The organism is Pseudomonas brassicacearum (genome assembly GCF_003732265.1).
GTDB classification, from domain to species: Bacteria; Pseudomonadota; Gammaproteobacteria; order Pseudomonadales; family Pseudomonadaceae; genus Aquipseudomonas; species Aquipseudomonas brassicacearum_D.
On the sequence record NZ_MOBK01000006.1, the window covers coordinates 472,780 to 492,457 of the forward strand.

The 19,678-nt window shown below is 59.2% G+C and carries 19 protein-coding genes and 1 pseudogene; 9 read left to right on the top strand and 11 right to left on the bottom strand.

Going from position 1 to position 19,678, the window contains the following annotated elements; translation table 11 throughout:
• Positions 1 to 10: 10 nt before the first annotated feature.
• The 3 genes from BK660_RS14950 to BK660_RS14960 all read right to left on the bottom strand — a co-directional run bounded on the left by BK660_RS14950 (position 11) and on the right by BK660_RS14960 (position 4,175).
• On the bottom strand, positions 11 to 1,222 hold the full coding sequence (locus BK660_RS14950) for an MFS transporter (protein WP_123433920.1): 1,212 nt from the start codon (positions 1,220 to 1,222) through the stop codon (positions 11 to 13).
• Positions 1,212 to 3,134: an IucA/IucC family protein gene (locus BK660_RS14955; protein ID WP_123433921.1), complete on the bottom strand. Its 1,923-nt coding sequence runs from the start codon at positions 3,132 to 3,134 to the stop codon at positions 1,212 to 1,214. The genes BK660_RS14950 and BK660_RS14955 overlap by 11 nt, the downstream gene beginning before the upstream one ends.
• Before the next feature lie 111 nt (positions 3,135 to 3,245).
• Positions 3,246 to 4,175 (bottom strand): LysR family transcriptional regulator, encoded by a 930-nt coding sequence (locus tag BK660_RS14960; RefSeq protein ID WP_123433922.1) that lies wholly within the window; start codon positions 4,173 to 4,175, stop codon positions 3,246 to 3,248.
• A 148-nt stretch (positions 4,176 to 4,323) separates the two neighbouring features.
• On the opposite strand from BK660_RS14960, the gene BK660_RS14965 reads away from it, so the two are divergent.
• The 4 genes from BK660_RS14965 to BK660_RS14980 are packed head-to-tail and all read left to right on the top strand — an operon-like array spanning position 4,324 to position 8,031.
• The gene (locus tag BK660_RS14965) at positions 4,324 to 5,610 is read left to right on the top strand and encodes an MFS transporter (protein WP_027925862.1); all 1,287 of its coding nucleotides are present in this window, start codon (positions 4,324 to 4,326) and stop codon (positions 5,608 to 5,610) included.
• 44 nt (positions 5,611 to 5,654) lie between these two features.
• On the top strand, positions 5,655 to 6,407 hold the full coding sequence (locus BK660_RS14970; RefSeq protein ID WP_123433923.1) for a 5-oxoprolinase subunit PxpA: 753 nt from the start codon (positions 5,655 to 5,657) through the stop codon (positions 6,405 to 6,407).
• Positions 6,404 to 7,108 carry a 5-oxoprolinase subunit B family protein gene (locus BK660_RS14975; protein ID WP_123433924.1) on the top strand — a complete coding sequence of 235 codons (705 nt, stop codon included), beginning with the start codon at positions 6,404 to 6,406 and terminating at the stop codon, positions 7,106 to 7,108. The genes BK660_RS14970 and BK660_RS14975 overlap by 4 nt, the downstream gene beginning before the upstream one ends.
• On the top strand, positions 7,105 to 8,031 hold the full coding sequence (locus BK660_RS14980; RefSeq protein ID WP_123433925.1) for a 5-oxoprolinase subunit C family protein: 927 nt from the start codon (positions 7,105 to 7,107) through the stop codon (positions 8,029 to 8,031). The genes BK660_RS14975 and BK660_RS14980 overlap by 4 nt, the downstream gene beginning before the upstream one ends.
• A gap of 119 nt (positions 8,032 to 8,150) precedes the next feature.
• On the opposite strand, the gene BK660_RS14985 is transcribed toward BK660_RS14980, so the two are convergent.
• Together BK660_RS14985 and BK660_RS14990 are read right to left on the bottom strand one after the other, a co-directional pair.
• Entirely contained in the window at positions 8,151 to 9,329 is a 1,179-nt protein-coding gene (locus BK660_RS14985) for a vWA domain-containing protein (RefSeq protein WP_027925858.1), read from the bottom strand.
• 12 nt (positions 9,330 to 9,341) lie between these two features.
• Positions 9,342 to 10,187: an AAA family ATPase gene (locus tag BK660_RS14990; RefSeq protein ID WP_028620815.1), complete on the bottom strand. Its 846-nt coding sequence runs from the start codon at positions 10,185 to 10,187 to the stop codon at positions 9,342 to 9,344.
• 202 nt (positions 10,188 to 10,389) lie between these two features.
• Here BK660_RS14990 and BK660_RS14995 point away from each other — a divergent pair.
• Positions 10,390 to 10,619 (top strand): annotated as a pseudogene (locus BK660_RS14995) (DUF4160 domain-containing protein).
• A complete protein-coding gene (locus BK660_RS15000) occupies positions 10,607 to 11,110 on the top strand; it encodes a DUF2442 domain-containing protein (protein WP_123433926.1) in 504 nt (167 codons plus the stop codon). The pseudogene BK660_RS14995 and the gene BK660_RS15000 overlap by 13 nt, the downstream one beginning before the upstream one ends.
• Here the strand turns inward: BK660_RS15000 and BK660_RS15005 are convergent.
• Positions 11,107 to 12,213 (bottom strand): DUF748 domain-containing protein, encoded by a 1,107-nt coding sequence (locus tag BK660_RS15005; protein ID WP_473087012.1) that lies wholly within the window; start codon positions 12,211 to 12,213, stop codon positions 11,107 to 11,109. The two genes, BK660_RS15000 and BK660_RS15005, sit on opposite strands and share 4 nt — an antisense overlap.
• A gap of 97 nt (positions 12,214 to 12,310) precedes the next feature.
• Here BK660_RS15005 and cysK point away from each other — a divergent pair, with 97 nt between their 5' ends.
• Together cysK and BK660_RS15015 are read left to right on the top strand one after the other, a co-directional pair.
• Entirely contained in the window at positions 12,311 to 13,285 is a 975-nt protein-coding gene (gene cysK, locus BK660_RS15010) for a cysteine synthase A (RefSeq protein ID WP_123433928.1), read from the top strand.
• A gap of 220 nt (positions 13,286 to 13,505) precedes the next feature.
• A complete protein-coding gene (locus tag BK660_RS15015) occupies positions 13,506 to 14,444 on the top strand; it encodes an aspartyl/asparaginyl beta-hydroxylase domain-containing protein (RefSeq protein ID WP_123433929.1) in 939 nt (312 codons plus the stop codon).
• Positions 14,445 to 14,497: 53 nt separating this feature from the next.
• Here BK660_RS15015 and BK660_RS32595 read toward each other — a convergent pair whose 3' ends face one another.
• Positions 14,498 to 14,659, bottom strand: a complete 162-nt coding sequence (locus tag BK660_RS32595) for a hypothetical protein (protein WP_185045088.1) — start codon at positions 14,657 to 14,659, stop codon at positions 14,498 to 14,500.
• 35 nt (positions 14,660 to 14,694) lie between these two features.
• Complete coding sequence (locus tag BK660_RS15020) at positions 14,695 to 15,240, bottom strand: hypothetical protein (RefSeq protein WP_123433930.1); 546 nt, start codon at positions 15,238 to 15,240, stop codon at positions 14,695 to 14,697.
• Positions 15,241 to 15,686: 446 nt separating this feature from the next.
• On the opposite strand from BK660_RS15020, the gene BK660_RS15025 reads away from it, so the two are divergent.
• Positions 15,687 to 16,550 (top strand): DMT family transporter, encoded by an 864-nt coding sequence (locus tag BK660_RS15025; RefSeq protein ID WP_123433931.1) that lies wholly within the window; start codon positions 15,687 to 15,689, stop codon positions 16,548 to 16,550.
• Between the two features lie 40 nt (positions 16,551 to 16,590).
• Here BK660_RS15025 and BK660_RS15030 read toward each other — a convergent pair whose 3' ends face one another.
• The 3 genes from BK660_RS15030 to BK660_RS15040 form a co-directional block, all read right to left on the bottom strand.
• Positions 16,591 to 17,532 (bottom strand): LysR family transcriptional regulator, encoded by a 942-nt coding sequence (locus tag BK660_RS15030; RefSeq protein WP_123433932.1) that lies wholly within the window; start codon positions 17,530 to 17,532, stop codon positions 16,591 to 16,593.
• A 70-nt stretch (positions 17,533 to 17,602) separates the two neighbouring features.
• Complete coding sequence (locus BK660_RS15035; protein WP_123433933.1) at positions 17,603 to 19,132, bottom strand: tripartite tricarboxylate transporter permease; 1,530 nt, start codon at positions 19,130 to 19,132, stop codon at positions 17,603 to 17,605.
• Positions 19,129 to 19,662 carry a tripartite tricarboxylate transporter TctB family protein gene (locus tag BK660_RS15040; RefSeq protein ID WP_123433934.1) on the bottom strand — a complete coding sequence of 178 codons (534 nt, stop codon included), beginning with the start codon at positions 19,660 to 19,662 and terminating at the stop codon, positions 19,129 to 19,131. The genes BK660_RS15035 and BK660_RS15040 overlap by 4 nt, the downstream gene beginning before the upstream one ends.
• Positions 19,663 to 19,678: the final 16 nt, after the last annotated feature.

The window sequence follows — 19,678 nt, forward strand, 5'->3', positions numbered from 1 at the left end:
GAGGACTTTTTTAGTTGTGATAAGTGTGGGTAGATGAGGTCGAGCGGTCAGGTGTGGCGTTGAGTGACCGCACGCAGCGGATCCCGATGGCGGCTATGGCGTAGGTCAGCGCTACCAGCCAGAAACTGTGTGCCAATCCCACCAGCCCCATGCCGACGCCTCCGACAACGGTACCGAGCAGTGCGCCAGCCTTGGCCGCGCTGTTGCCGAGACCGAGTGCAAAGCCCTGTTGGTTTGCGGATACGGTGTTGGCGATCAGTGCATAAGCCACCGGCAGCAGGGCGCCTTGCCAGATGCCCCAGACGAGTCGACTGACGAGAAATCCCATCCATTCGTTGGTCATTGCCGTGGCCGCCAGCGTCAGGGCACACAGCCAGGCCACGCCTTCGATGACGCGCAAGGTATAGGCCGGTTGCCAGCGATCGAACAGGCGTCCCCACAGCGGTGCGGAAACGGCCAGGCTCGCGGCGCTCGCCGCGTAGGTGGCGCCGATCAGCCAGCTTGGGGCGTGCAGAATGTTCGCGACGTACAGCGCGTAGAACGGTTGCGGCATCATCTTCGCGGCCTGAATCAGCACGATCACCAGCAGCATTGCGCCGAGCCAGCTTTTGGGCAGTGCCACGGGTTCAACCGGTTTGTTCTTCGAGGCCCGGGCCTTGTCGGCCGGCAGGAAAAAACTGCCCAGGGCGCACAGCAGGCAAATCGCCGTCGCGCCATAACAGAGCAGGGCAAACCCCGAGACATCCATCAGCCAGCCGCCGAGTACCGGGCCGATCAACGAGCCGATGGCAGTTGCCGACTGCAGGCGGGCCAGGGTGTGACCCCGTCTGGAACTGTCGCAACAGGCCAAGGCATAGGCTTGCGCGGCAGCGAGAAACCCGGCCAACGCGCCTTGCATCACGCGAATACCCACCAGCAGCCATGGGTCGAGGGTGATGGCCGCCAACCCTTGGCACAGTGCGAGTGCCAGCAACGCCCGAACAATCATCGGTTTGTGCCCGGTACGATCACCCAATCGGCCCCACATAGGCGTCAGGAGCATGGCGGCCAGCATTGGACCGGCATACACCATCGCCGATAACAGTCCGGTGTAGCCGGCGCCCTCCGGCCCGAGCAGATGCTGGATCTGCAGGGGCCAGAACGGGCCGCTCATTTCCATGGCACCCATGGAGACAAACTGGATGACGATCAGCAGTCGCAAGGCGCGACCGTCAGCGAGCATGGGTGACGGGACGCAACGGGTTACTCAGACGTCCGACGATGTCGGCATGACTGTCGAGCAAGCGCATGCGCATGAACGATTTGGCCGGCCAATCCTGTTCCAGCAGGGCCTGGCGCTCGCTTTCCCAGCGTGCCGGTTCAACGCGCTCGCGTACGCTCTCAAAGCACTGTTCAACGTACGCAGCCAAGCGCTCCCAAAGGATATTTTCCGGCACGTTCCAGTGGTGGGCACAGAGCAACGTCAATTCACCGAGGTGGCACATGAACGTGGTGTGCAGGAGCTTGTCGCGGACAAAACCGGCGTCGTCGTACAGGGTCATTTCCGGATCGTGCAACTGGATATCCAGGCCCTTGGCGTGCAGGGTTTTGCGATCGATACGAACGTCACCAAAGTCACGCAGTAACAGCCGATTCAACTGCCCGTCATCGCCCATCACCATGAAACTGTTTTGCTGGTGCGCTTCGAACGCCACGCCATACATCAGGTAAATGCCCAACAGACTCGGTACGGCAATCGACAGGTAATCATCGAAGAACGCCAGCATGGCCTCGCTGTCGTCACGACCCTGAGCCAGTCTTACCCAGTCACGCAGCAACGGTTGTTCGTATTCGTTGAAGGCGAACAGGCTGCCGACCGGCACCGCCAACTCGCCTTCTTGCAGTAAGGTCAGCGGGTTGTCGCGATACAGTACGGCGGCATGCCGGGAGCGTTCGTCATCGGCCGGTTGTGGCGCATAGTGCACGCCGATGCGCTCCGGAACGATGTTCAGCAGACGCTGAATCTGCGGCTCCTGATCAAGGATCTTCAGTATCAGTTGGCTGATGCGCGGCCCCATCCGGGCCGAACGCGGCGACACGGTGCGCTGCACACTGGTCAGTCGCAACGCCACCGGCAGTTTGACCATCGGCGCAACGCGGCTGGCGTCCGGCAGGACCGTGCGGAAGGACATGGTCGGGTGGCCGGTAAAAGCGACGATGTCAGTGACGATCAGCAGGTTGTCGGCTATCTCGTTGGCGAACGAATCCGGCAATTCTTCATGGGCTTGCCATGGGTGCGACGGCAGCGGGAGGTAGTCCTTTGCGTCCAGGCCCAGCTGCTGCAAATGGCGCTGCAATCGTGCGGCGGCCTGCGGGAAGTGACCTTGCCACCAATCCCAGTAATCGCCGGTACCCGCCAGCGCTTCGACGTGTGCGTACTGGCGGTGCAGAGCGCACAGCACAACCGGAAAACTCGCTTCGAATTCAGGCGAGAAAGCGATGACCTGAGCGGCGCTCAAACCCAGTTTGGTCTTGTAGTTCGGGTGCCATGGATGGCCAAGAGTGCCCCATTGTTCGAGCAGTGACGTAGGGTTCTGATGACTGGCGCCGGCTTTGAGCCAGGCGAGCAGGTTGTCGTCGTACTCGGTGTCGATCTGCTCTCTCAGGCGTTCGGTCCATCCATGGTGAAACGCCAGGCAAAGGGTGTCGTTGCCGAAGCTGTCATCCAGCTCCTGGGCCAGACGTTCGAGTACCTGAGGTGAGGCTGGCGGGTTGAGCTGAATGCTCAGGTGAGCGAGCAATTCGCTGGGTAGCTGGATTTTATGGGGCAGTCTGTCGGGGGTATGCAGGACGATGCTGCCGCGCATATCCCAGCCGTTCATTCGGGTGCCGGACAGGTGCTCGAAGCACAGGTGCGCGCCATCGCCAAGCGATAGCCAGCAATGGCTATCGTCATCGTATTCACAAGCGTCGGGGTTGATCAGACCTTCACGAAACAGCGCCTGGATCAGGCGTTGGAAACAGCGTTGGGCGGCGGGCTCCAGCGCGTTGCTCAAATGGTCGAGGGTGATGCGGTGGGCCTGGAAAGCCTGAGTGCCGAGGGCTTCGCTCCAGTGAGCGAGCAATAGCTGCTGTTTTTGCGTGTAGGCGCGCATCAAGTCCGGTTCCTTGTGGACAGTTGGTTAGCTGAAAGCGCGCCGAGAATACCTTCTGGAAAAATTAATGCAAATGATAGAGGTTCATATTTAGAATTCAGGAAATTTCCTTCAGATCCTGACTGGGGTTTTGCTCAAGACGATGTAGTGCTCGCCCACTTCCTGCGCATAGCGCTCCACGACGTGCTGACACAACGCCACAATCTCCTCGACCCACTCAACGCCCGTGCGCCACGACACCACCACCTGTAAATCCGGTGGCCGTTGATCGATGGCCAGTAGCGTCAACTCCCCGCGTGCCAGTTCCTCGGCCACCAGCACCGGCGGCAGCGCGCCAATGCCGAAACCATCGCGCAACAAACGGGTAATCGCCGACACCGAGTTCACGCAGTTCAGGCGTGGCGTCATCACGCCATTAGCCTGCATCAAGGCCAGCACCTCTTGATGCGGATGCGAGTTTTTCGAGTAGGTGATGACCCGCTCCCGCGCCAGGTCGGCAATGCCGGAATACTCGCGGTTGTAGAGGGAATTGCTCGCTGCGATCCAGCCCATGGGATGGCTGGCCAACTCCAGGCTGCGCACACTTTCCTGGCGCATCAAGTCGGTTTGCAGGATCAGGTCGAGAAAGCCTTTTTGCAGCTGATCGCAGAGGTTGAGCGAGGTATCGGCCACCAGCTCGATTTCCACCAACGGATACAGATCTGTCATCTGCGCCACCAACGGGCTCAGCCAGGTGTGGATCACCGTGTCCATGACGCCGATCCGCAACCGCCCAACCTTGCTAGAACGGGTCTCGATCGACTGTCTGAGCGCCTGCATGGTGTCCATCATCTGCTCGGCATAATCGAGCACTTTCAGGCCTTCTGGCGTCAGGCTGACGCCGCGTGAATCGCGCAAAAACAGTTTCACTCCCAGCTCGCTTTCGAGCACGGCGATGCGGCTGGATATCGAGGCCTGGGTGGTGAAGAGCTTGTCTGCGGTCAGGCGAAAACTCTTGAGTCGGGCGACCCAGACAAAGGTTTCAAGAAACTTCAAATTCATGGGGTCAAATTTTTCTTATGTCTGGAGCGGGTTTTTATTAGTTGGACGCAACAGGGCCAGGAACCCAAAAATCGGCGCATCCGGCTCCCACGATAGGCGTCGTCGGGGCTCAGAACAATACCAATAAAAACTAGCGCGGAGATTTGCCATGAGTGCGCCCGACACGCTCGACATCCCCAAAACCACGGCTCGTCCGGGACCTTTCGACTGGTACCGCAACATCAATCAGCAGGAACGCCGCACCTTCTGGAGCTGCAAGATCGGCTATGGCCTGGACGGCATGGACACCCAGATGCTCAGCTTCGTGGTGCCGACCCTGATTGCCATGTGGGGCATCACCACCGGCGAAGCCGGGCTGATCCATACCAGCACCCTGATCGCCTCGGCCATCGGCGGTTGGGTGGCGGGGATACTCTCGGACCGCATCGGTCGTGTGCGCACCCTGCAACTGACGGTGCTGTGGTTCGCCTTCTTCACCTTCCTCTGCGGCTTCGCGCAAAACTATGAACAACTGCTGATCAGCCGCACCCTGATGGGCTTCGGTTTCGGCGGCGAATGGACCGCCGGGGCGGTGCTGATGGGTGAAGTGATTCGCGCCAAGGACCGTGGCAAAGCGGTGGGCATGGTGCAATCGGGCTGGGCGCTGGGGTGGGGGCTGACGGCGATTCTGTATGCGCTGCTGTTCTCGGTGTTGCCACCGGAAGACGCCTGGCGTGCACTGTTCATTCTCGGCATCGTGCCGGCGATTTTTGTGATCTTCGTCCGTCGCCTGGTCAAGGACCCGGAAATCTATCGCGAGGCCAAGGCCAGGCAGGAACCGAGCAATCCGGCGAAGTTCTACGAGATTTTTGCCCCGGGCATTCTCTTCACCACGATTCGCGCTTCGGTGCTGACCACTGGCGCACTGGGCGGTTACTACGCGATCACTTCGTGGTTGCCGACGTTTTTGAAGAACGAACGGGGCTTGAGCGTACTCGGCACGGGCGGTTATCTGGCGATGGTGATCGTCGGTTCCTACGTCGGTTATGTCATCAGCGCGTATTTGACTGACATCCTCGGGCGCAAGAAGAACTTCATCCTGTTCGCTGTCGGCTCGTTCACCATCGTGCTGCTTTACACCCAACTGCCGGTCAGCAATGGCGTGATGCTCTGGCTGGGTTTCCCGCTGGGCTTCTTCGCTTCGGGCATCTTCAGTGGCATGGGCGCTTTTTTGACTGAGCTGTTCCCGACGCGGATTCGTGGCTCGGGCCAGGGTTTTTGCTACAACATTGGTCGGGCGCTGGCGGCACTGTTTCCGCTGCTGATCGGCTTGCTCAGCCAGAAGGTGCCATTGAGCGTCGGTATCGGGGCGTTTGCGGCAGTGTCCTACGGCGTGGTGATCCTTGCCGCGCTGAGCCTGCCGGAAACCCGTGGCAAACAACTGGATGCGCAGTAATCTGCCTACATCTGACAAGAACAATGCCTACAGGAGTGTTCATCGTGAACCGCCTGCTATTGAACTGCGACATCGGCGAGAGTTTCGGCAACTGGACCATGGGTCTGGACGCCGAGGTCATGCCCTTCATTGATTGCGCCAACATCGCCTGCGGCTTTCATGCTGGCGACCCCAGCATCATGCGCAAGACCGTCAGCCTGGCGCTGAGCAACGGCGTGCAGATCGGCGCGCACCCGGCCTATCAGGATCTGGTCGGTTTCGGCCGGCGCTCCATGGCGTACACCGCCCAGGAACTCCAGGACATCCTGCATTACCAGATCGGCGCCCTCGACGGCATTTGCCGTGCCCAGGGCGGACGTGTCAGCTACGTCAAACCCCACGGCGCGATGTACAACGACATGATGGGCAACCCGGCGCAATTGCGTGCGGTGCTTCAGGCTGTGGCGGCGTACGACCGCAGCTTGCCGCTGATGTTGATGGCCACCCGTGACAACAGCGCCGCGCAGCAACTGGGCGATGAATATGGCGTGACCTTGTGGTTCGAAGCCTTCGCCGATCGTGCCTACGACAGTGCGGGCATGCTGGTTTCGCGGCAACTGCCGGGCGCAGTGCATCATGACCCCGAGAAAATCATCGGGCAGGCACTGACCATCGCCCGTGGCGACCACCTCACTGCCAGCGATGGCAGCGCATTGCATTTGCAGGCCAACACCCTGTGCGTGCACGGCGACAACGCCAGTTCGGTGGCCGCCGTGCGACGGATTCGCGAGGCCCTCGATCAGCAGAGCACACCATGAAACTGCGGGTAGAGGTGGTGGCGCTGGATTGCCTGATGGTGCGTCTGTTCGATGAGATCAGCGAGGCCAACATGCCGTGGATGCTGGCCGCCAGCGAAAATCTGCGGGCCGCGTTCGGCGAACATCTCATCGATCTGGTGCCGTCCTATACGACGTTGATGGTGCATTACGATTTGATCGCGCTGAACCCGGCCCAGGCTCGTGAATTGATCGCTCAAGCGCTGATTGATCTGTCGCCCAATACCCGCACCGGCGGTCAATGCCATGTGCTGCCGGTGTGGTATGACCTGAGTGTCGGCCCGGAGCTGAGTCTGTTGTCGCAGCGCAGCGGGTTGGCGGTGGAGGAGGTGATCCGTCGTCACAGCGGGCGCGAGTATCAGGTGTTTGCCTTAGGGTTTGCGCCGGGTTTCGCTTTCATGGGATTGGTCGAGGAAGTGCTCGCCGCGCCACGTCTGAATACTCCGCGAAAAAAAGTCGCAGCGGGCAGCGTCGGCATTGCGGAGCGCCAGACCGCCGCCTATCCGGTGGTATCCCCGGGCGGCTGGAACCTGATCGGTCGCACCCCGGCCAAACTGTTCGACCGGGAACGCGACGGCTACAGCCTGATGCAGCCGGGCGACACGGTGCGCTTTGAAGCCGTCAGCCATGCTGAATTCATCCATCTGGGCGGTGACGACACGCCATTGGAGGCGCAGGTATGAGCCGCTTATCAATAGAAGCGAGCACGCCGTTGTGCCTGCTGCAGGATGCCGGTCGTTTTGGCGTGCGGCATCTGGGTGTGACCCAGGGCGGCGGGCTGGATTGGCGTTCGATGTCCTGGGCCAATTGGCTGTTGGGCAATGACCTGAATGCGCCGGTGATCGAAATCACCCTCGGCGGGTTCACCGTGGTGGCTGAAGATGATTGCGTGCTGGCGCTGGCTGGGGCGGATCTGGGAGCTCAAATCGACGGCCAGGTGCTGGCGCCATGGCGCAGTTTTCGGCTGCATAAAGGTCAGCGATTGCAATTCACCCAGCCGCTGCTCGGGGCTCGGGCTTATCTCGCGGCGCCGGGTGGATTTGAGGCGCCAAGCGTCTTGGGCAGTCGCTCGACCGTGGTCCGTGAGGAACTGGGCGGTCTGGATGGCCGGGGCCGGGCGTTGGCCAAAGGTGCGCAGCTGAGTTATGCCGGGAGTGCGTTGCTCCTGTTGCGGGAGTTACCGGCGGAACACCGCCCGGACTTCTCCGACGATTCGCCGCTGGATCTGGTGCTGGGCGCACAGATCGGCGAGTTCAGCGGGCAGAGTGCGTTCTACGCGTTCAACAGCGTGTGGACCCTCGACAGCCGCGCGGACCGGATGGGGATCCGCTTGCTAGGCACGGCGTTGCAGTACCAGGGCAAACCGATGATTTCCGAGGGCATCCCGCTCGGCGCGGTGCAGGTGCCGCCGGACGGGCAGCCGATTGTGCTGCTCAATGATCGACAGACCATTGGCGGCTATCCGCGACTGGGGGCGTTGACGCCGCTGGCCCTGGCGCGGCTGGCGCAGTGCTTGCCGGGGGCGAAGGTGCGGTTGCGGCCGGTGGTGCAGGAGGTGGCGCATCGGCAGCAGGTCGAGTATCTGGGTAGGTTTTCAAATAGCTAAAAACTTCGCGAGCAAGCCCGCTCCCACATTTGATCTCCAGTGGACACATACTTGTGTACGACAAAGATAAAGTGTGGGAGCGGGCTTGCTCGCGAAGAGGCCATCACTGGCAGCGAAGATTACTTGGAAAGAAACCGCATCCCTTCCTCCAACCCCCGAAGGGTCAGCGGATACATCTGGTCATCGATCAAGTCCCGCACAATATTGGTCGATGAGGTATAGCCCCACGTATCTTTCGGATACGGGTTGATCCAGATGAGTTTCTTGTACTTCTCCTTGAACCGCTGCATCCACACATAACCGGCTTCTTCGTTCCAGTGCTCGACACTGCCGCCGGCCTGGGTGATTTCATAAGGCGCCATGGCGGCGTCACCAATGAAAATCACTTTGTAGTCGGCGCCGTACTTGTGCAGCAAGTCCTGGGTCGAAGTGCGCTCGGAGGTGCGACGCATGTTGTTTTTCCACACCGATTCATAAATGAAGTTGTGGAAGTAGAAATACTCAAGATGCTTGAACTCGGTCTTGCAGGCCGAGAACAATTCCTCGCAAATCTTCACATGCGCGTCCATCGAACCGCCAATGTCGAACAACAGCAACAGCTTGACGGTGTTGCGCCGTTCCGGCCGCATCTGAATATTCAGCAAACCGGCATCTTTGGCGGTGTGGTCGATGGTGCCATCGATGTCCAGCTCTTCGGCGGCACCCTGACGGGCAAACTTGCGCAAGCGGCGCAGGGCCACCTTGATGTTGCGCGTGCCCAGTTCCACCGAATCGTCGAGGTTCTTGTACTCGCGCTGATCCCAGACTTTAACCGCCTTGCCCTGACGCTTGCCGGCATCGCCGACCCGAATGCCTTCCGGGTTGAAGCCGCCAGAGCCAAACGGGCTGGTACCGCCGGTGCCGATCCACTTGTTGCCACCGGCATGGCGTTCTTTCTGTTCTTCAAGGCGCTTCTTGAACTCTTCGATCAGTTTATCCAGGCCGCCAAGGGACTGGATCGCCGCCCGTTCCTCGTCGGTCAGGGAACGTTCGAATTCCTTGCGCAACCAGTCTTCGGGAATCAGGGCCTGAAGGTGATCGTCGAGTTTCTCCAGGCCATTGAAGTAAGCCCCGAACGCCCGGTCGAACTTGTCGAAATGCTTTTCGTCCTTCACCAGAATCGCCCGGGACAAGTAGTAAAACTCGTCCATGTCGGCGAAGGTCACGCGCTGTTTCAGCGCGTTGATCAGGTCGAGCAGCTCACGCACCGAGACCGGCACCTTGGCGGCGCGCATTTCATTGAACAGGTTGAGCAGCATGGCATCAGCCTCTTAGCGGGTGCCGCGACGGCTCATGAACGCCAGGCGCTCAAGCAGTTGCACGTCCTGTTCATTCTTCACCAGCGCGCCGGCCAGCGGCGGAATGGCCTTGGTCGGATCGCGTTCGCGCAGCACCGCCTCGCCAATGTTGTCGGCCATCAGCAGCTTGAGCCAGTCCACCAGTTCGGAGGTCGATGGCTTTTTCTTCAGCCCCGGCACCTTGCGCACGTCGAAGAACACATCCAGCGCTTCGCTGACCAGGTCTTTCTTGATGTCCGGGTAGTGCACGTCGACGATCTTTTGCAGCGTCGTGCGGTCCGGGAAGGCGATGTAGTGGAAGAAGCAGCGACGCAGGAAGGCGTCCGGCAGCTCTTTCTCGTTGTTGGAGGTAATGATGATGATCGGACGCTTCTTGGCCTTGATGGTCTCGTCGATCTCGTAAACGTAGAACTCCATCTTGTCGAGTTCTTGCAACAAGTCGTTCGGGAACTCGATGTCGGCCTTGTCGATCTCGTCGATCAGCAGAATCACCCGCTCTTCGGATTCGAACGCTTCCCACAGCTTGCCCTTTTTCAGGTAGTTGCGAACGTCGTGGACCTTTTCCGTGCCCAGTTGCGAGTCACGCAGGCGGCTGACCGCGTCGTACTCGTACAGGCCCTGATGCGCCTTGGTGGTGGATTTGATGTGCCAGGTGATCAGCTTGGCGCCGAAGGACTCGGCCAGTTGCTCGGCCAGCATGGTCTTGCCCGTGCCCGGCTCGCCCTTGACCAGCAGCGGACGCTCCAGGGTAATGGCGGCGTTGACCGCCAGCTTCAGGTCATCGGTGGCGACGTAGGCCTGGGTGCCTTCGAACTTCATCTGCTAATCCTCGAACGGTGACGCCGACCTGAACGGGGCAGGGCGGGACGCAATAATGGTGATGCCCGACTATACCGCGCTGCCCGGTCGACTGTGAACGCAGACGACTTATTCAGTCTCTGAATGGAGCGTCACATCTTGACTCAGTCTCGGCGGCTGGCCAGTATTGAGCTATCGCCATATTGGCGATAGCTTGCGGGGCATGTCTACTAAATATCGATTTCGCGATACGTACCGCATTCAGTTGGGCGAGAAGGATCATCCTCCGCCCCATGTCCACCTGACCGGTGGCGGGCTCGACGTGATGCTCAGCCTGGAAACCGTCGAAGTGATGGTCGGTAGGCCCCGCCGCTGATAATCAAGGAAGCGCTGGAATGGGTCAGGGCCAATCAAGTGCAATTGCTGGAGGATTGGAAACGATGTTACCCATGAAACGACCACGGCTCGCGGCCGTACAGGCGTTGCCGGATAACCGCCTGGCGCTGACCTTTATCGATGGTCAGCGATTGACCCTGGATTTGAGTCGAGACTTGCGCACCTATACCGGATTGCGGCCATTGCTGGAGGTGGGTGCATTCGATGGTGCAGCGTTGGGGGACGATGGCTGGACTGTCGAGTGGCCTGAGCAGGATATTCAGATCGGTGCCGACACTTTGTATCTGGATGCTCTCGCGCAAAATGCATCCGACGAAAATACCCGGATGTTCATTGAGTGGCGCGCTCGCACCGGCTTCTCGCTCAATCAAGCCGCAGAGGCGCTTGGGGTCAGCGCCCGCAGCATCACCCGATACAGCAGTGGCCGGGAAGCGGTGCCGCGATCATTGGCATTAGCCTGCCTGGGATGGGATTTTTTGCAGCAGCAATTGACGTCTACACGGGCGGCTGAAGAAACCGGTCGCTATACCGTCACACGCAAACCCTAACCCGCCTCAGGCTTCGGCCGCTCATACCGGGCGTTGAACGCCTGGATGAAACCATTGCGCAAAATCTGCAAAAACGCCTGGAACGCGCTGATGTCCTGGCGATGCACGTTGCCGCTCAGTTCCACTCGGGTTGCGAACTGGTTTTTGCCCTGGTTTTTCAGCACGGTTTCGGAGCCGCCGACGATGGCCTCCCAGATGGAGCGGAAAATCCCTTTGTCCTTGTTTTCCACGTCTTGCTGCCAGTTGAACACGTCGACGTCCTTCAACAGCGGTTTGATGTAGCCCGTCAATCGGGCTTTTTTCGCTTGCGCTTCGATGACCACGTCGCCGTGGCCGGCGTTGAAGTCGAACTTGCCGTAGGCCGAGGCGAAGTCGTTCATGCGTTTGAGTTCGATGTCTTTGGCACGCAGGCGGAATTCAAAGTCTTCAAAGTTGCTTAAAGGATCGAATGTTGCAGTGGTTTCCAGCGGCGCATGCCCAAGCAGCAGGGCCTTGCCTTCGAAACGGGCGTCACGCTTGCCTTCTTTGTCGACCACGTTGGTCAGGTTGTAAATGCTGGCATTGACTTGTGTGGCGTTCATGTTCACGGGAGGTTTGGAATTGAAGTTGCGAAAACTGAGTTTGCCGTCATAGATCCGCACTTCGTCCAGCGTGAAAGGGGCCAACTTACTCAGTTGCGAGCGCCAGTCAGTGCCCTGACCGGTTTGCGAGTTTTGCTTGTTGGCGCCGCCGTCGACGAAGTTCACCTCCGGATTGAAGAATTGCACCCGCGCCACCACCGCATGGTCGTACCACAGCGAATGCCAGCTGACGGAGAGATCGATCAGCGGCGCATTGACGAACGGCACCGGCACCTTGCCGTCGACCTTGACGATTTTCAGTCCGTTGATTTTGTAGGCGCCGCGCCACAGGGCCAGGTCCACATCGGTGACCTGGCCCCGGTAATCACCCATGTTCGCCAGTTTGTCGTTCAGGTAATCGCGCACCATGTAGGGCAGGGCGATGTGCAGGGCTATCAGCAACACAACGAGGCCGGCGAGGGTCCACAGGGGCCAGCTGTATCGACGCTTCATGATGGCAATTCTCCGGCGATGTAAAGCCATTGACTGCGCCTGCTTCAGGACGTTCGGTCGAACTGGACGACTACCGGCAACAGGCATACCTTTGTGGGCTTATTCAATGCTGTACAAGGACCCAGCCATGAGCCGTATTTTCGCTGACAACGCCCACTCCATCGGTAATACACCGCTGGTGCAGATCAACCGCATCGCCCCGCGCGGCGTGACCATCCTGGCCAAGATCGAAGGGCGCAACCCCGGTTATTCGGTCAAGTGCCGGATCGGCGCGAACATGATCTGGGACGCCGAAAGCACCGGCAAACTCAAGCCTGGCATGACCATTGTCGAACCGACCTCGGGCAATACCGGGATCGGCCTGGCGTTTGTCGCCGCTGCCCGTGGTTACAAGTTGATGCTGACCATGCCGGCGTCCATGAGCATCGAACGTCGCAAAGTGCTCAAGGCACTGGGCGCCGAACTGGTGCTGACCGAGCCTGCCAAGGGCATGAAAGGCTCGATTGAAAAAGCCGGTGAAATTGTTGCCAGCGACCCGGCCAAGTACTTCATGCCGGCGCAGTTCGACAACCCGGCCAACCCGGCCATCCACGAAAAAACCACCGGTCCGGAAATCTGGAACGATACCGATGGTGCGGTCGATGTGCTGGTGGCGGGCGTTGGAACAGGTGGAACCATTACCGGCGTTTCGCGGTATATCAAGAATACCCAGGGCAAACCGATTATCTCGGTGGCCGTTGAGCCTGCGGGTTCTCCGGTGATCACCCAGGCCATCGCCGGTGAAGAAATCAAGCCGAGCCCGCACAAGATCCAGGGCATCGGTGCCGGATTTGTACCGAAAAACCTCGATCTGTCGATGGTTGATCGGGTCGAGTTGGTCACTGACGACGAGTCCAAGGCCATGGCCTTGCGCTTGATGCAGGAAGAAGGGATTTTGTGCGGTATCTCGTGTGGCGCGGCCATGGCTGTTGCTGTTCGCCTGGCGGAAACCCCGGAAATGCAGGGCAAGACCATCGTGGTGATCCTGCCGGACTCCGGCGAGCGCTACCTGTCGAGCATGCTGTTCAGCGATCTGTTCACCGAACAGGAGAACCAGCAATAAGCGCGGCAGTGGACTGAGTATTCATTGATGAGTCGACAGGGCTGAATTCAGGTCAGCCCTTGTTCAGGAACCTTATGTTAAGAAGTGCTTTGTTGCGCAATCCTTAATACTGAATGTTGTGTCAGGCGGGTTTTTCCCGAGGTCGGTAATGTTTATCATGGCCGACTGCCACGTCGGGTAAATGGCGTTGTGCGTGAGCCTTAATCTCAAGGAGTCGTTGATGAGCTTTTCCTTTGCCGCGAAAGCGTCGGTGTTGTTGCTGTTTCTGGGCAGCACCCTCTATGTCCATTTGCGCGGCAAGGCGCGATTGCCGGTGTTACGGCAATTCGTCAATCACTCGGCGCTGTTCGCGCCCTACAACGCCTTGATGTACCTGTTCTCCGGTGTCCCGTCCAAACCCTATCTGGATCGCAGCAAGTTTCCGGAACTGGACGTGCTCAAGGACAACTGGGAAGTTATCCGCGACGAAGCGATGCATTTGTTCGACGAGGGCTACATTCGCGCTGCCGAGAAGAATAACGACGCCGGTTTCGGTTCGTTCTTCAAGAAAGGCTGGAAGCGCTTTTACCTCAAGTGGTATGACAAGGCACTGCCCTCGGCAGAAGCCCTGTGCCCGAAGACCGTGGAACTGGTCAACAGCATCCCCAACGTAAAGGGTGCGATGTTTGCGTTACTGCCAGGTGACAGCCACCTCAATCCGCACCGTGATCCGTTTGCCGGTTCCTTGCGTTATCACCTGGGGCTGTCGACACCCAACTCCGATGATTGCCGCATCTTCGTTGACGGCCAGGTCTACGCCTGGCGCGATGGCGAAGACGTGATGTTCGATGAGACCTACGTGCACTGGGTCAAGAACGAAACCGCGACAACCCGGGTAATTCTGTTCTGCGACATTGAGCGTCCGCTGAGTAATCGCATCATGACCCGCATCAACCGCTCGATCAGCGGTTGGCTCGGTCGTGCCACGGCCCCTCAAAACCTTGATGATGAGCGCGTGGGCGGGATTAACCGGGCGTATGCCTGGAGCAAGAATTCAAGCGACAGGGTCAGTGGTGTGGTTAAACGGTGGAAGCGTCGTCATCCCAAGGCCTACCGCGTACTGCGGCCGGTGTTGGCGGTGGTGGTGCTGACGTTGTTGGGGTATTGGTTGTTTGGCTGAGGCTTGTCAGGAAATGAAAAACCGCTCCTTGGAGCGGTTTTTTTTCGCCGTTTTCAAGGGCGCCCGGCGAGCAGGCTCGGTTCGTCGCCTTCGATCCCCGTCGCAATTATTTGCAGAATGCGCCGCTCACTGGCTGTCAGTTCGACAGCAACCTGCTTTCTTTCTGGTGAGGATGAGCGTTTTTTTGTGGGAGATTTCTTAATCAATTTACCCATCTTCCCTCCGTCATTGGTCATATATTGAACAGATTTCAAGATACTAGGCTCTCTACGGCTTTGACAAGTCGACGTTCTGCATCGAAGTAAAAACCGAATTGTTGGTAAATGGAAATGGCACCTTTCAGTGGCTCCTGAACTTCGATGAACCTGCTGCCAATAATTTTTGCGTACTGTTCAACGACCAATAGGGCCAATGGTGCAATACGTTTTTTCAGCGGATGGTCTTCCCCTGGTCTCCCCTCCAGCCTCACGATGCGGATTCGTTGCCGACTATTGTTTGGATTTGAGAAACATAGCCCGCACAGCTCTGCTTCAAACCAGATCGCGAGATCCAGAGCCAAAGGCTCACTTGCTTTCCATCCAGCTACTTCGTTCCATGCAAAGTGTGGATCCTGCCAACGCTCCCAGGCTTTCAGTGCCTGCACGTTGATCGCTTCAAAGCGTACCTTCGATAAATCGAGATCGGTTTGGCCAACCCGTTCAAGCTCATGTTGCAGTTGAGCAGTCTTGAGGCTTGCCAAAGTCCTGGCCCTTGATCTGTACAACTGATACCGCAGACACGTCCGTTCCCTTGGCATGTGATCTCTTGCATTCCCTGTCCTCCCAACGCGGGCGATTCCCTTTCACCCAGAGTAAGCAGCACTTTTCCGAATGTCGTTACTGGCCCTTTGTCCAAGTCATTGCAATCCATGTCACCCGCTGGTTATAGTCGGCCCACGGTGATTTCCACCCCACCGTCAACCTCATCAAAAAAGATCAGCCCATGCCTGCATCCCTCATCAACGCGGTCGTCGATTCAGCGGTCAACGCTGGCGTCATGCCGTGCGGGAATCAGCAGCCTGCGCAGATCAGTCATTACCCCCCACCTGTCCGTAGCACGCCGGTGTACGCAGTTGTATCACCGCCGGGCGTTGGCATTTCGGGCTGATCAGCTTCTTTTTGCTGTTGCCCTTTGCCCGCCAGAAAAAACTACGGAATTTCAGCTTCGGCTGAGTTGGCTTTTGCCTGACTACAGGTGGCATTCATGTTTGTCCTTTCGAAACAATCCGCGCTCGCGGCGGCGTCCACGAGCCTGTTCGTCCTGCTGTGGAGCAGCGGGGCGATCTTCTCCAAATGGGGCCTGGCGCATGCGTCGCCCTTTGCCTTTCTACTGGTGCGCTTCGCCATCGCCTTGTGCGGTCTGGTGTTGTTGGTGCCGTTGCTCAAGCTGAAGTTGCCCAAGGGCGGCAAGCCGATGCTGTATGCGATGGCCACGGGCGTGGTGTTGCTGGGGGCCTATCAGATTTTCTATCTGCTGGCCCTGGACCTGAAAGTCACCCCGGGCGTGATGGCGACGATCATGGGCGTGCAACCGATTCTGACCGTGGTACTGATGGAACGTCAGCGCTCCCTCAGCCGGATGTTCGGTCTGGGCCTGGGTCTGGCTGGATTGATCATGGTGGTGTATCAGGGTATCGGCCTGGCCGGCATGTCGATGGCCGGCATGCTCTTCGGATTGCTGGCGCTGGCGAGCATGACGTTCGGCTCGATCATGCAGAAACGCATCACCGACAATCCCCTCGGCACACTGCCGGTGCAATACCTGGCCGGGTTGTTACTGTGCGGCATTTTTGTGCCGTTCCAGCCGTTTCATTTTGAACACAGCACCGGGTTTATCGTGCCGGTGTTGTGGATGGGGCTGGTGGTTTCGGTGTTGGCGACGTTGCTCTTGTACCGCCTGATTGCCCGGGGCAACCTGGTGAATGTCACCAGCCTGTTCTACCTGGTGCCGGCGGTGACGGCGGTGATGGACTACCTGATCTTCGGCAACAAGCTGGCGGCGTTGAGCCTGCTGGGCATGCTGCTGATCATCGTCGGTCTGGTCTTCGTGTTCCGTAAAAACGCGTAAACCGAAAAAAGGCTCGGAGCACTCAATGCTCCGGGCCTTTTTATTTGGCCAGCGCGTGCTCGGCCCGCACCGAATTCATGAACGCCTGCATCGCCGACGATTGAATGCGATGACGCCGGGTGATCAGCCCATAAGGCGGCAGCCGTGCTTCGAACTTGATTGGCAAAATCGCCAGTAAATCCCGACCGGGATAGTCCTCCACCACCGACACCGGCGTGACGCCGAGCATGTCGGTCTGCTGCACCAACGAGAGCAAGGTCATGATCGAGGTGGTTTCGACAATGCTGCTGGGGATGTCGACCCGCGCGTTGTGGAACACCTGATTGATAATGGCGCGCATCGGGCTGGGATGCTGTTGCAGCACCCAGGTCATGTGCTGCAGTTCCGCCCAGCTCAGCTGCTTCTCCTGCGCCAGCGGATTTTTCGCCCCGGCGATCACGCACAAGGCTTCTTCACCGAGGCTGTCGAACAGCAACTCTTCGGCCCGCGCACCGGCCGGAATCCGCCCCAAGACGATATCCAGTTGATCCTGCAACAGCGCTTGCACCAGCACGTCGCTGGTGTCGACCTGGATGCTCATGGACAACCGCGGATGGCTCTGTTTCAAGGTCGCGATGGTGCGGGTCAACAAGCCCGAGGCCAGTGCCGGAATCGCACCGACCGCGACGCGGCCAAGGTTGCCGGACTCCAGCGCCACCAGTTCTTCACGCATGCCGCTGAGTTCGGCGAACACCATGCGTGCGTAGTAAATGACGGTTTCCCCGAACGGGGTGGCGCGCATGCCCCGGGGCAGGCGCTCGAAGAGTTCGACGCCGAGCAAGTCCTCGGCTTCGTGGAGCATTTTGGTCGCGGCCGGTTGGGTCATGCCGATGTGGTCGGCGGCGCGGCGCAACGAGCCGAATTCCTGCAACGCGAGCATCAACCGCAGTTGGCGCAGACGCAGTCGACTGTGGATCACATTGGCAGCAGGAATTCGGGTCATGGGCCGTGGCTCGCAAGGAAGTCTGCGGCAAGCCTGACAACAAATGTCAGGCGTTGCCAGCATTGCTGTGTCACAGCACCGATTTGGGTTTGGCGACGTGGGATTTGCGCAGGCCCATCAGGCCACCCAGCGCCTTGGAAATCAGCGGCCAGAACAGCATCAATAGCGCCGCCGTGGTCAGGCTGCCCACCAGTGGGTTGGACCAGAAGATCCCCAGATGACCGTCAGAAAACAGCATCGACTGACGGAACGCATCTTCAGCCTTGTCGCCCAACACCGCCGCCAGCACCAGTGGCGCAATCGGATAGCCGAGTTTCTTGAACAGGTAACCCAGCGCGCCGAAGCCGAGCATCAGCACCACGTCGAAGAACGAGTTGTGCACCGAGTAGGCACCGATGGCGCAGACCATGATGATGATCGGCGCGATGATCGAGAACGGAATCCGCAGGATCGAGGCAAACAGCGGCACGGTGGCCAACACCACGATCAGGCTGACCACGTTGCCCAGATACATGCTGGCGATCAGGCCCCAGACAAAATCATGCTGCTCGACGAACAGCGTCGGGCCAGGGTGCAGGCCCCAGATCATCAAGCCGCCGAGCATCACCGCCGCCGTGGCCGAACCGGGAATACCCAGGGTCAGCATCGGCAGCAGGGCGCTGGTGCCGGCGGCGTGGTCGGCGGTTTCCGGGGCGATCACGCCTTCGAGTTCACCTTTGCCGAAGTTCTCGCGGTTCTTCGAGAATCGCCGTGCCAGGCTGTAGCTCATGAACGACGCGGCAGTCGGGCCGCCAGGGGTGATGCCCATCCAGCAACCGACCAGCGTGCTGCGCACAATCGTCCACCAGTAACGTGGCAACTTGGCCCAGGTGCGCAGGATGATCATCGGTGTGATACGCGCATGCTCGCCGCGAAACACCAGGCCTTCCTCGACGGTGCAGAGGATTTCACCGATACCGAACAAACCGATCACCGCCACTTCGAAACTGATGCCAGTCATCAAAGTTGGCTGGTCGAACGTCAGGCGCAGGTTGCCGGACACCGTGTCCATGCCGACCGCCGCCATGGCAAAACCGATCATCATCGCCACCACGGTTTTCAGTGGAGGGTTCTTGCTCATACCGATGAAGGTGCAGAACGCCAACAGGTACACCGCGAAGAACTCCGGCGAGCTGAACGACATGGCAAACGCGGCAATTTTTGTCGACAGAAACGTCAGCAACAATACCCCGGCCAATGCGCCAATCAGCGCGGAACTGAACGCTGCCGTCAGTGCCTCGGCGGCTCGGCCTTCACGGGCCATCGGGTAACCGTCGAACGTCGTCGCCACCGATGAGGGCTCACCGGGAATGTTGAACAGAATCGAGGTGATCGAGCCGCCGAACAGCGCGCCCCAATACATGCACGACAGCAGAATGATCGCCGACACCGGCGACATGGTGAACGTCAGCGGCAGCAGCAACGCCACGCCATTGGGGGCGCCGAGGCCGGGCAACACGCCGACCAGAATGCCCAGCAGCACGCCGATCACCATCAGGCCGATGTGGCCCGGGGTCAGGATCAGGTTCATGCCTTGCAGCAGGGAATCGAACTCGCTCATTTGAAATTTCTCCCGGCCAGGGCAATCCAGTCGCCCATCGGGCCGGCATCCAGCGGGACCTTGAACCACAGCGCGAAAATCAGGTAGCTGGCGAGCACCGCGCCCAGCGACACCGTGCCGATCATCAGCTTGCCGTAGGGTTTGACGCGGACCTTGTCACGCCACATGAACCAGGCGATGAAACAGGCTGAGGCCACATAGATGCCGGTGAACGGCATGGCGCCGACAAATAGCGCAATCGGGATGAACACCGACAACACTTGCTTGAACGCGCTGCGGCTGACGAACGAAACGCTCAGGGCTTGCCAGCGCACCACGGTCAACACACCGTTGCCGACACTGGCGGCGCTCAACAGCAGGCCGATGTAGAAGGGAAAGTAACCCGGCTCGGGGCCGGAATCGCCCCAGCCGATACCTTGTTCGACGCTGCCGAACATCACCACCGCGCCGATCAGCGTGGTGAAGAGTGTCAGACCGAGTTCGACCCAGCGGGTGCCGACCAGCGCCGGTGAATCCGAAGATTGGGACATGAAACACCTCCAGCAG